Source organism: Providencia sp. PROV119, from assembly GCF_028482435.1.
Lineage (GTDB): Bacteria > Pseudomonadota > Gammaproteobacteria > Enterobacterales > Enterobacteriaceae > Providencia > Providencia stuartii.
Genome location: NZ_JAMPQL010000029.1, coordinates 1 through 13067 on the forward strand (window position 1 = coordinate 1; position 13067 = coordinate 13067).

Here is a 13067-nt window from a genome sequence, read left to right on the forward strand (position 1 = left end):
TTGATATGGAAATTTTATTAGCGTGGCCGTTTGAATACCAAGCCGTCAAAAATTTCCGTGCCCGCCATGATTTGACAACACCCATCATTGATCATCCGCTATTAAAAACCCCCATGGCAATAGACCACCGCCCAGATATGGTAGGCTGGAAGCAAAATATGCCCGCTATTTATCACCAAATGATTGATGACTTGATTTCGATTAATCCCGAGCTTCAAGTGATTCACAAGTTATTTTAATCACGATTAATAGGCAGTAATTTACTGACTGTGAATATAGATAATGTCATGACGCTGACGGCAAAAAGCAAAAAAATTATTCAAAGTAGCGAACGTCAAGCGTTTTTTTATTTGGAAAATGAATATCAACCGGTATTAGCACACTATAAGATTAAACGAATAATATTCTTTAATTTGCTAAAGAGAAACTGCTTGCAATATTAAGCAGTAGCCGAATTACCTGAGAATATTATTCCGCATGATTGAAATTTCTCTAACATTTAAATTTATTGATTTCGGTGATCGTTTGAACGACCACCTTTTATAAATAGGTAAATATATAGAATTATTTACAGGGCCTAGAACTCATCGCCCCAGCACTCTTCGATAGATATTTAAATACGCCTCCGCCGACTTTTGCCAACTCACATCTTTTGCCATTGCATTTTTTTGGACCTGTTGCCATTGTGCTGGAGAATCCCACAAAGCTAACGCGCGGTCGATTGCGGATTTAAGATCGGCGGCATGACTCTCATTAAACACAAAGCCTGTTGCCTCTTTGCGTTTTATCGCCTCCAATGAACAATCTGTCACGGTATCGGCTAGGCCACCAGTGTTGCGCACGAGTGGTAACGTGCCATAACGTAGCGCGTAGAGCTGTGTCAGGCCACATGGCTCAAAACGACTTGGCACCATTAATACGTCTGCACCTGCAATGACTTGGTGGGATAATGGCTCATCATAACCAATAATCGCGCGTACCTGATCTGGATATTGTGATTGAGCATGGCGATAGGCATTTTCGAGGTCGTGATCGCCGCTGCCAAGTAAAACAAACTGACTACCAGAACTCAGTAGATCCGGTAAGATTTCTAAGATCAGATCCAAACCTTTTTGGCGGGTCATTCGGCTAACAACAGCAAAGAGCGGTTTATCCGTTTGTTGCGCAAGGCCGAGGGATTGTTGCAAAGCCAGTTTGTTTTTTACCTTATTTTTTACACTACGCTCACTGTATTTTTGCGCAATTAAGGCATCACTTGAAGGTGACCAGACTTCAGTATCTATGCCATTTAAAATACCACTTAAGCGCTGCTCGTGGTTGAGCAGATTTAAAAGCCCATCGAGGCCATAAGCATAATGCGGATTTAAGATCTCTTTGGCATAGGTCGGGCTAACGGCGTTAGTATGATCGGCGTAAAATAGCCCTGCTTTCATAAATGAGAGTTGACCAAAAAACTCCATTCCATCAACGTTGTAAAACTCAGGGGGCAACCACAGTTCATGAATATGATGGGGTGAAAATAGCCCTTGGTAAGCGATATTATGGATGGTGAACATACAGCGGGCAGGGTAGCCATAGGCTGCAAGGTAGGCACAGGCTAGGGCAGCATGCCAATCATGAGCATGTACAATGTCGGCTTGCCATAGTGGGTCACAGCCTCTGGCGAGTTCAGCGGCGATAAAACCTAATAATCCAAAGCGGCGATAGTTATCTTGATAGGCATTGTTATAACCATCGTGATAGGGGCTACCTTCTCGTTGGTAAAGGTGCGGTGCTTCAATAAGATATAATGGCGTATCGTTATATAGACAATAAAATAAGGTCACTTCCCCTGCGAATGTGTTAAGGGTCGTGACTTTTTGTTTATCAGCAAGTTGATTGATAATAGCAGGAAAACCCGGCACTAAGACTCTCGCATCTGCACCATGTTGCCGCTGAGCGGGCGGGAGTGCCGCAACAACGTCAGCCAGTCCACCTGTTTTTAATAAAGGAAAAAACTCGGCACAAACATGTAATACTTTCATTTTTTACTCCTTATTTTTCTTTGTGGCTGGCTTTATGGTCAGATATAGCGTTGATAACGGTGGCAGCGTCAATGCAATAGAATACTGGCAACCATGTGCCTTGATTGGCTGGCTGGAAATAGGAGCAACAGGATGCTTATCGCTGCCCCCATAGCGTGAATCATTTGTGTTTAATAAGACTTGATATTGACCGTGTAGCCTGACACCAATGCGGTAATCTGCTCGCGTTACTGGAGTGAAATGGCTGATTACAAGCAGCGGGTCGCCATTTTCGGCGTAGCGAATAAATGCAAAAACCGAATTATCGTGATCGTCGACGATCACCCATTCAAAACTACTTTCATTGTGATCGTTATCGTACAGGGCGGGTGTACTGCGATAAGTAACGTTGAGATCTCTGATCAGACGTTGAACACCAGCATGCGGGCTGGTAGGAATATCCACCAGATGCCAATCTAACTCCCCATCATGATCCCATTCACGCCATTGTGCGATTTCTCCCCCCATAAACAGCAGCTTTTTACCTGGGTGCGCCCACATAAACCCATAATAGGCACGTAGCGTGGCAAATTTTTGGTCAGGTGAGCCTGACATTTTGCGCAATAAGGAACCTTTACCGTGAACAACTTCATCGTGAGATAGAGGCAATATGTAGTTTTCACTCCACGCATACATCACGCTGAATGTCATTTTATTATGGTGGTATTTACGGGCGATAGGGTCTAGCTGTAAATAGCTTAACGTGTCATGCATCCACCCCATATTCCATTTGTAGTTAAATCCAAGTCCGCCAAGGGATGGTGGCAATGTCACCCCAGAGAAGTCTGTCGACTCTTCTGCGGCCATTAATACATTAGGCTGGATACGGTGAAGTAATTCGTTGGTATGCTGTAAGAAACTGACGGCCTCAAGGTTAATATTGCCACCATACTCGTTTGCAATCCATTCGCCGTCAGGGCGGCTATAATCGCGATAAATCATCGATGCAACAGCATCAACGCGTAAGCCATCGAAGCCAAATCGATCTACCCAATAGACGGCATTATCGGATAAAAACTGGCGTACCTCGTGACTGCGGTAGTCGTAGATCAGAGTATCCCAGTCGCGGTGCTTACCTTCTTTTGGGTCAGCATACTCATAGAGTGGCGTACCATCAAAATTGGCTAACCCACTATTATCCGAAGGAAAATGGCCGGGCACCCAATCTAGGATCACATTAATACCTAATCGATGTGCTTCATCAACAAAGTCAATCAAATCTTGCGGCGACCCAAAACGGCTGGTAGGGGAGTAGATACCTAATGGCTGATAGCCCCATGAGCCATCAAAAGGGTGTTCGCTAATAGGCAATATTTCTAAATGGGTGAACCCTATCTCTTTAACATAGGGAAGTAATGTTTCTGCCAGTTCTCGGTAAGTGAGCCAACTATGGTTATTGGCTGAGCGCCGCCATGAACCAAGGTGAACCTCATAAATAGAGATAGGGGCATTGCGTTGGTTCGATTGGATTTGCTGTGCTGTGGGGTGGCGCTGTTTTGGAAGCAGGGAAACAATTGATGTCGTATCTGGTCGTAATTGGCTGCGAAAGGCATAAGGATCGGATTTTAATTGTATTTCGCCTTTTGCATCTAATATTTCATATTGATAGTGAGTACCTGCCTGAATCGCGGGAAGAAAGATTTCCCAAAGGCCATTTTCGGGATGATGGCGCATTGGGTATCGGCGACCGTCCCAAAAGTTAAAAGCGCCCACGACAGAGACTCGTTGGGCATTCGGTGCCCAAACACAAAAATGCGTACCTGTAATATCACCCACTTGGCGTACATGCGCACCGAGTGTTTCAAATGAGAAAGTACGCTGGAGGCCTTTGGTATCTGCATCGTGTAGTAATGTGCCGAAACGGTACGGATCTTCAATAACCTGTTGTGAATTGCCCCAGTTAACCTGCAAAATATAAGTGAAATTAGCGTCTAAGTCTGTTGCATCGCCTGAAAAAAAGCCGCGTTCATCAAGGCGTGATAGTTGCACAACGGGGGCTGCGGTCAACCTATCCAGTACGGTGACCTCTTGAGCATTTGGGAGTAAGACTCGAAAATAGGTGACTTTTCCTTGTTGATGCATACCAAGGAAAGCAAAAGGGTCACGATAATGTCCGGCAAATAATTGATCGATGATCAGTTGTTGCTCTGATGGTTTTTCTCTCTCTTTCATCACCTCTCCTGAATGAAATCAGTCGCAGCTAGCCGCCTTATATTATCGTTTTCATGATTAACTTTTAGATGCTAAAGGTAGCGTTAAAACGAGCGCTATTTGTTATTATTTATCTTTTCAATGATACAAAATAATAGTCCACAATTTCATTTGATAAAAATATTGAGATAAGTCAATAACTATCAAATTAGGAATGTTTTATATTTTAATATAGCGATAAAACAATAAAGCTGCTTGGTGTTGAAGTAAAGTCATCAAAAATAGATGAATTGGAAATGGTTTTGTTTCTTATGATAATAAGTCTAGGTGCTAAAAAGTCAACATCTATAACTAGTTGAATCTATGCGTTTAAATGCTTTTCAATTTCGGATGCTCTTGATTAAATATTACTGTCATTTATTGATGTGAAATATAAAACATTAATTAATGACAAAACTAAAAATTAATATTGTTAAATGGAATTCTCTATTGCTTTATTAGCATTAGTCCGTAAATATAAGGGTAGTGATTAATAAAGTGTGAGACCCAGAGAGTTATTATGGATCAACCAACGAGTTCAACCGAAACTAATCAAAAAACGAAGAATGAAAAACGTAGAAAAGTCTGGATGGTAATTGCTTCAATTATTATTGTTCTACTGTTTGTTGCTTATGGTGCTTATTGGTTTTTGGTATTACGTTTTCAAGAATATACTGATGATGCTTATGTCTCCGGTGTGCAAGTACCTATTGTTGCGCAGACTACAGGTAATGTGACTCAGGTTAATTTTGAAAATACCGATTTGGTTAAAGCGGGTGATGTGCTGGTGGTTCTGGATAAAACCAATGCACGGCTAGCCTACGAGCAGGCAAAACATGACCTCGCAACCACGGTGCGCAAAACCAAAGAGCTGTACATTAATGGTGATGAATACCAAGCGCAAATCCAAAAAAATCGTATCTCACTTGCGCAAGCACAGAAAGATTATCAACGCCGCGCCGCTTTAGGACGAAGTGGGACTATCTCTAAAGAAGATTTACAACACTCCCAAGAAGCGGTGCAGTTGGCGCAAGCGGCCTTAGATATTTCCATTCAGCAATATAATGCGAACCAAGCACTATTGCGCAATACCGAGTTGAGAAAACAACCGGCAATCCAACAAGCCGCAGATAATGTGCGCAACGCATGGATTACTTTGCAACGTACAGAGGTGAAAAGCCCTATCACAGGTTATGTTTCGCGTCGTAATGTGCAAGTCGGTTCACAAGTCGGTCCGCAAGGCTCTTTGATGGCTATTGTGCCAGCTCAACCCGTTTGGGTGGATGCGAACTTTAAGGAAACACAATTAGAAAAGGTGCGCATAGGGCAGCCAGTAACACTCACCAGTGATTTTTATGGTGATGATATTGTGTATACCGGTAAGGTGGCTGGTTTGGATATGGGAACGGGGAGTGCTTTCTCTTTATTACCTGCACAGAATGCAACAGGTAACTGGATTAAAGTGGTACAACGTTTGCCTGTCCGTGTAGAGCTAGACCCTGAACAGGTTGCCAAATATCCGTTGCGTATTGGGTTATCAATGAATGCAACGATTGATATTAAAGATCAAAATGGCCCTGTGTTAGCAGAGGTTCAGCGTGACACGCCAGCATTTGAAAGTGATGTGCTGGTGTTAAAGCTGGCGGATGTCGATTCGGTGATCGACACGATTATTAACGAAAACGCGGATTAGCCCGAAAGGAGTGGCTGTGGCAGATATTCAACCACTAAAGGGCTCAAAGCTGGTATGGGCAACGATTGCATTGTCACTTGCAACCTTTATGCAGGTGCTGGATTCGACAATCGCTAACGTTGCCATCCCAACCATTGCTGGTGATCTCGGTGTTTCAATGTCACAAGGAACATGGGTGATTACCTCATTTGGTGTTTCTAATGCCATTTCCATTGCGATCTCTGGGTTCCTTGCTAAACGGTTTGGTGAAGTCCGTGTTTTTATATGGGCAACCGCTTTATTTACCATCTTTTCATTACTTTGTGGCTTCTCTGATAGCCTTGGCATGTTAATTTTATTTCGTGTTTTACAAGGTGCTGTTGCGGGGCCGGTGATCCCCCTTTCACAAAGTCTGATCATGCGTTGCTACCCCCCTAAAATGCAAAATATGGCATTGGCATTTTGGTCAATGACGATCATTTTAGCCCCGGTGTTTGGCCCTATTTTTGGTGGTTATATTAGTGATAACTTCCATTGGGGGTGGATCTTCTTTATGAACGTTCCACTGGGTATTTTTGTGGTTATTGTGGGCTCTATTATCCTTAAAGGAATGGAATCGAAAGTAGTCAATGTCCCGTTTAATTTGATTGGCTTGGCATTATTGTCAGTGGGTGTTGGTTGCCTTCAGGTCCTGTTGGATAAGGGGAAAGAGTTAGGATGGTTAGCCTCTGATGAAATTGTCACATTAGCGGTAATTTCAGCGATAGCATTGGTTTTTTTGGTTATTTGGGAACTAACAGACAAAAACCCAGTTGTTGAGCTTGCACTATTTAAATCACGTAACTTCACGATAGGCACGATTTCCGTTAGCTTAGCCTATATGGCCTACTTTGGTGCTATCGTTCTTTTGCCCCAGTTATTGCAGGAGGTCTATGGGTATACGGCAACATGGGCGGGGTTAGCCCTTGCGCCGATAGGGTTATTGCCCGTCTTGTTCTCTGCCCCCGTCGCGAAATTGTCAGACTTCCTTGATATTCGCTGGATAGTGACATTTAGTTTTGTATTCTATGCGATTTGTTTCTTCTGGCGGGCATATACCTTTGAACCAAGTATGGGCTTTTCTGCCGTAGTTTGGCCTCAGTTAGTGCAAGGGATGGCTGTGGCTTGCTTCTTTATGCCACTGACGACGTTAACACTGTCAGGTTTACCCCCTGAAAAATTGGCGTCGGCGTCAAGTCTTGCAAACTTCTTCCGTACTCTTGCAGGCTCGATAGGAACATCAATCACAACCACGATGTGGAGTGATAGAGAGTCGCTCCATCATAGCCAGTTAACGGAATACATCACTGACTATAACCCTGAATCGCTAGAGATGTATAAAGAGATGGCGGCACATGGCTTAAGTCATGAGCAGACATCGGGCTTTATTGCGCAGGAGATCACTAGCCAAGGATTAATCATTGCGGCCAATGAAATCTTTTGGTTATGTGGATGGGTGTTTATTGGACTGATTATCACCGTCTGGTTTGCAAAACCGCCTTTTGGTAGTAAAGCGTAAGTTAAATACAATAAGAGCGCTAACGATTAGCGCTCTTATCTTTTGAAGCTTACGGGTAGACAATATTGAGTGTCGCCGTAGTTTTGAGGGTGCCTTGTGTTGCTCGCTGAGGATCCCATGCATAATAGTAAACAGCCATTGGAATACTAAAGTGCGGTTCCAGTTGGCCTCCTGCATTTACGTAAAACAGCGACGTTGCATTACCTCGGGAGTTTGGATTTTGTGAAATCACCACAGGGGTATTTGGCGCATTAGTTTTAACTAAGCGTAGCCCGATACCTTGTGCGGCATTGGCTGTTTTATCAATCAAGACCGTATTATCTGAGCTAAGCAGATTATTGCTAGATAAAAAGACATCGATCGCTCTTTCTGCCGTATTATTTGCGCCCCCAAGGTTCTCACAACGCATATTCAATGAAAACGGTGTATAGCCAGCTTGGTTTCCATTAATGACTTGATGGCGGCTTAATGTTGGTAATGTGACAACAAGCCCCGCATTTTGGAAAGCGCAGGTAGTTAATTTTGGTGCATATTTTAATATTAGTGGCTGACCGAACATATCACGGTCATCATAGGGCCAGTTAAAACCGTTAAATAACCATTGTAGGATTTTCAGAAGTTGTTTAACGGGCCATAGCACAATATCAAAAATTGACATTCCGCTTAAATCTGTGACGAAGAGAATATCATGTAAATGGACGGTATCACCGGCAATGAGCGTGCCTTGTTTTGGTTCAAGCGTAAATTTAATCGTCACTGGTGTATTTAACTCAGAAGCAGAGTGACGACCTGATTTATTCAGTTTCTTATTCGGAATATCATTAATGATTTGTGCCCTGACATGATATTTCCCATTCATAAAACTCAAAATGGTTGCATATTGGTTGTCAGTATTCAGGATTTTGGTATAACCAAATTCGCTTTGGCGGGTGGAACAATTAAAGCTACCTGAGTACTGTGTCGATATGGTCGTTGTCCACTCGGGGGTGGCGGGGGTGAGTTTATCCGACAAATCAATGCTAATTGGCGAAGCATAGCTTATGCCACTTTCATGGCAAATTGCCTGACTATAGCCGCTAAAGAGAATTAGGATTAAAAAAAGATAGGATCGCATCATGACATTCATCTCGTTATTGGCAAACGCCAGTGGGGCCGTCAAGGTTGTCTGGTAAGTTATGAATGGTGCAGTGACCCTCATTTAACCGAATAATGACCGACTTAGGAAAAGCTTCTGCTTTTAAATACAGCACACTGGCTTGCCCTACATAGCCAATCGCTTCTCCTTGAAGGTCAGTTACTTCTGCGCCGAAAGGTAATGCACTGCCATCTTGTCGTAATGCACGACTGAGCCAAGAGGTGCGCGTATCGGTTTTGAATTTCACTAAATTCACTGAACCTTCGATTGGTGCGCTATTTGCCATATTGCCGATAACTTCAGCGCCTTGTGTATTTTCTGTATTTGAAAGCATAATCGTATTTTTACGATATGGCGTTGCATAAGGTACTAATGCCAGTCCTTCTTTATTGGTCACGATACTTTGGTCGCCATTCACCATTAAGCCTTGTGCATGGGGCGCTTTGACGATGGTCATTGTATTGCCGATTTCGTTAGATGCGAGTATATCCCAAGGTATAGCGACTAAGCTGCCGCGTGCACTCAGCCCAGTTTGATGGTAGTCATTAGATTCACTGAGTGAACTACCAATAGTGGAAACATTTGAGCGATAAGCCACATTGGCGCTTGCCATGTTTTGGCCACCTTGCTGATTACTGCCGGAAAGTGAATAACTCAATCGGTTTGCTTCCAGAGCCGTACCACTTAAAGAAACGGTACTTTGTTGATAGTGAGAATCGGTAGCAGTAAGGCCTGTGCTGACCCATATATCATTATCAAATACAGACAGAGGTAAACTGATTGAAATATAGTAGCGATTTTCTTCTTCGCCTTTACCATCCCGTACTCGGCTAGCGGACAGGGAATAGCTGATATCTGAATACGCATTCGAGTAGCCTAGTTGGTACTCGCGGGTTGTTGGGGTAGTCGACCAATAGTCACGTTGGGAGCCGGAAACGTAGAAGGTTCCCCAGTTTTCAGGTAAGCGCTGATTTAAATTGATCGTGAAGGTATTTTTTGGACGAACCCCACGCATAGAATCCCACGTATTTATATCGAAAGCAGGTAATTCACGATGAGGTAGTGTCTCTGTGGCCTGTTTTTCTAAAGTTTCCTGATATAAACGATAACCTTCATGGGCATGAATCGAATCACTGAAACTATAATAGCCTTTGGTCGAATAGCGATAGGCGGCTAAGGTGAAGTTGGTAGCTGTCGTATTGAGAAACTTACTGTATGACACTCGCATACTTTGGCCTTTCTGCGTGTCATTAGGTAGTTGAGTATTGGCATGTGTGATATCGAGAGAAACAGCACCAATAGGTAAGTTCCAACCAGAGCCGACCAGATAAGCTTGATAATCTTCACTTGCAATCACCCCCGTGTAGCCAGTGATTAGGTTATTAAAACCATATTCGAAGGTGCCTTGGAGAAATTTGGGCTGATAGTGACCATTTTCTTGGTTCACCTTACCAGCGAGCAGGGCATAATTACTTACCCCCTCTTTTAACATCCCCGGTACGGCAGAAAATGGAACCGTAAAGGATTGTTCTTGCCCGTTGGCTTCTTTTACGATCACTAACAAATCGCCAGCCGACCCCGTTGGCTGAATATTATCGATGGTAAATTGCCCTGGTGGCACGTTTTCTTGGTAAATAATACTGCCGTTTTGTATGACTTTGACAAGGGCGTTAGTTTGAGCGACACCTCTAACAATCGGGGCAAAGCCTTGTTGTGAAGTGGGGCGCATATTAATGTCTGAGGCGAGAGAAACGCCACGAACTCGCACTGAATCAAATAGTGTTCCCTGGGAGTAAAAATCACCTGCAATAAAATTGGATTGATATAATGGTAAAGCTTTGCGTAGATAGCGTGTATTATTTTCCCATTTTAAGCTATCACCTGAATGTTTTCGGAGTGAGCTGCTATCGCGAAATTGCCAAGAGCTAAAATTGAGCCCCGATTCAAAACCCGCGTAGAGATCATCACTCGATGATTTATCACCATTTTTATTCTTTGTTTTATAGTAAGTCGCGTTATATGAAAGCATGGCTGCGGGGATACCCTCTTCCCAAAATTCGGGAGGAACATAGCCCACTTCGTTGCGCAAAAGAAAGCTTTGTGGAATAGACATTTTGATGCTTAATGTACTGATATCGACATTAAAGCTACCACCTTGCACCAATTGTTCTAATGTATATTCCTGCTCTTCATCCGATGTTTCAGGTAATTTGATCCCTAAAAGTCCAGCTTCGCGTTTGCTAAGAAAAATACGGTTGTGAGAGTCTGTAAATATAAAAGGATAACGGCCTTTCCAATCGCCATTAATAAAGACATCCATCTCTTGTGTACCCGCTGGCATGCTTTGCTCTTCATAAAAGCGAGACAGATCGGATTTCGCGGAATCACCAGCGAGTAAAGAGGTATCAAAACTCACCCCCCAGCTTTTTGATGTTCCAAGAATTAGGCAAACTGCTAATAGGCTCCTATGGCGGCCATGCAACTTCATTATTACAAGCTCTCTTATATTTTATTTTGCAATCACATCTTTATTTTTATAGGCGCCGAGATCATCGACATAGAGCAAACTGTATTTTTGACCAGCACTGACAGCGGTTTTAGTTGGTGCTAAAGCATGTGAAAACGGCGCTACCATGAGTGAATCGGTCAATATTTTTTTACCTTTTTTATCATCAACATTCGCAAGAGTGACGTAATAAGGACTATTGTTAGTGATACGGAATTGTTTGTTTTCCGCTTTCACTTCAATCTGTTCGAGTGCTTGTTCAACACCGGCTTGTAAGTGGTTCGGACGATAGAACAGTTTAATACGTGTTTTAATCGCCAACTGCATCGTGTTTTTCCCTTGCAGATGTTCTGGTGTTGGTGGGATATCTAATATATTTAAATAAAAAACAGATTCGCGATCGGTTGGCAGCGATGCGGGGAGTTTTTTAATGCGTAATTGTTGCCCATCATTCCCTGATACCTTAACAACAGGGGGAGAAAGCAAAAAAGGAACATTGGCTGTTTCTGGTGTTGAATTGATATCACCATCGTCAATCCATGATTGGACTAAGGCTGGATCATTTCCATTATTAATAAGTTGTACGATGGTTTCGTTATTTTTTTCTGGATAAATAACGCGTGTTCCATTAACAACAATATTAGCAAAGGCAGTATTAATACTAGCGAGTAAGGAAAATAAAATAAGTAGGCGCATAATAATAAACTCAGAAATAGCCAAGCTAATAAAATAGCCTGGCTATTTGGGTAAATAATTACAGATATGAAATGGTATAAGTGACGTTAGAGCTTAAGCTACCAACTCTTGCTGGCAGAGCATTCGTTTTATAGTAATAGATATCTAATGCTAAGGTTTCAGTGTTAGAGTCGTTGCCTTTGATATCAGTAACGAATGGTTGGTTTAATAACAGAGGAATTTGGTCTGTTGTTTTAGTAATGGCGAAACCAACGTTACGAGAAACGCTCGTGTCATTTTCATTAACTGTGGTATTTTGCAGATACTTACCATCAGTAGAAATATTATTTGCAGATGAGAAATAAATTTTCAGAGGGGTATCAGCAGCGCCGCTTGCAGAAGTACAGTTAGAGAAAGTGAGTGATACTGTTTTTTTATTTTTAGTAATAATGCCTTGAGTCGTGCCTGCATCTTCAACAGTGATTGGATTTAATGCAACAGTGAAATCTGCACTTTTACCGCCATTGATAGTACAAGTTGTATCAGTAATTGCGCCACTAAAGTTAATTACACCACCAGCTGCTTTTTCAGCAGCAAGTGCTGGTGTAGCAGAAAGAATTAATGCCGTTGCAACTGATAATGCAAATTTGTTATTCATTTTCTTCTCCGAGAAAAGCTGTATATATGTTAATAAAAGAGGAATGGCAAAGTTTGCGCCTTCTGTTATTTATAGAAATAGAAAGCCATCCTCAGCCAGTTTAAAAAAATTTATTAATTACGTTGAATTTAAAAAACAGAAATACGAAACGGCACTTTTTAACAAAGGCGCTTTATATTTCAGCCTCATTTAAATTTGAGGGTAATTTGATTTATATCAAATTTTATAGGGCGCTATTATACGTGTAATCATTTGTTTAAAAAGAGGGGGATTATTACTCATATTAGATTTAAAAATTAAATATCGAATTAGGCTCGGAAAAGATTGCTGATTACGTGTTAAAGGGCGTATTTTGAAAAGAGGGTGGTGTTTTATTTTTTAATTTCAGTTAATTCAGAGCTATATGTATTTTTTGGCTGCAAAAGTAGAGTTAAAAACTTGTTACCAAACGTTTCATTTTGTGGATTTGTATTTCTTTATTGATTTTAAATCAATATGTTAAGTCAGGTACTCCTTTGGTAGTAGTTGATAAATAGTCAAAATACATAAATTTTTTTGATGAAAATCATTTTAATAATTTTATTTTATTCAAATTTTTAATCTTAATAAA

Annotated in this window: 8 protein-coding genes and 1 pseudogene; 3 read left to right on the top strand and 6 right to left on the bottom strand. The window is 41.9% G+C overall.

What is annotated here, in order from left to right:
* Positions 1-239, top strand: a pseudogene (locus tag PSF11_RS18830) (hypothetical protein); the annotation flags it as partial.
* Positions 240-584: 345 nt separating this feature from the next.
* Here PSF11_RS18830 and glgA read toward each other — a convergent pair.
* Positions 585-2024 carry a glycogen synthase GlgA gene (gene glgA, locus PSF11_RS18835; RefSeq protein ID WP_072502606.1) on the bottom strand — a complete coding sequence of 480 codons (1440 nt, stop codon included), beginning with the start codon at positions 2022-2024 and terminating at the stop codon, positions 585-587.
* Positions 2025-2027: 3 nt separating this feature from the next.
* Positions 2028-4235, bottom strand: a complete 2208-nt coding sequence (glgB, locus tag PSF11_RS18840) for a 1,4-alpha-glucan branching protein GlgB (RefSeq protein WP_072502605.1) — start codon at positions 4233-4235, stop codon at positions 2028-2030.
* A 538-nt stretch (positions 4236-4773) separates the two neighbouring features.
* Here glgB and emrA point away from each other — a divergent pair.
* Both emrA and PSF11_RS18850 read left to right on the top strand, forming a co-directional pair.
* Positions 4774-5946 carry a multidrug efflux MFS transporter periplasmic adaptor subunit EmrA gene (emrA, locus tag PSF11_RS18845; protein ID WP_004923418.1) on the top strand — a complete coding sequence of 391 codons (1173 nt, stop codon included), beginning with the start codon at positions 4774-4776 and terminating at the stop codon, positions 5944-5946.
* Positions 5947-5962: 16 nt separating this feature from the next.
* Entirely contained in the window at positions 5963-7483 is a 1521-nt protein-coding gene (locus tag PSF11_RS18850) for a DHA2 family efflux MFS transporter permease subunit (protein ID WP_014657040.1), read from the top strand.
* 49 nt (positions 7484-7532) lie between these two features.
* Here PSF11_RS18850 and PSF11_RS18855 read toward each other — a convergent pair whose 3' ends face one another.
* From PSF11_RS18855 to PSF11_RS18870, 4 genes are read right to left on the bottom strand one after another with little or no spacing between them, the layout of a single operon-like run.
* Complete coding sequence (locus tag PSF11_RS18855; RefSeq protein WP_040132675.1) at positions 7533-8600, bottom strand: fimbrial protein; 1068 nt, start codon at positions 8598-8600, stop codon at positions 7533-7535.
* 13 nt (positions 8601-8613) lie between these two features.
* Positions 8614-11106 (bottom strand): fimbria/pilus outer membrane usher protein, encoded by a 2493-nt coding sequence (locus PSF11_RS18860; RefSeq protein WP_060561289.1) that lies wholly within the window; start codon positions 11104-11106, stop codon positions 8614-8616.
* 21 nt (positions 11107-11127) lie between these two features.
* On the bottom strand, positions 11128-11823 hold the full coding sequence (locus PSF11_RS18865; RefSeq protein ID WP_072503009.1) for a fimbrial biogenesis chaperone: 696 nt from the start codon (positions 11821-11823) through the stop codon (positions 11128-11130).
* Positions 11824-11878: 55 nt separating this feature from the next.
* Positions 11879-12457, bottom strand: a complete 579-nt coding sequence (locus tag PSF11_RS18870) for a fimbrial protein (protein ID WP_004923436.1) — start codon at positions 12455-12457, stop codon at positions 11879-11881.
* Between the last annotated feature and the right edge of the window lie 610 nt (positions 12458-13067).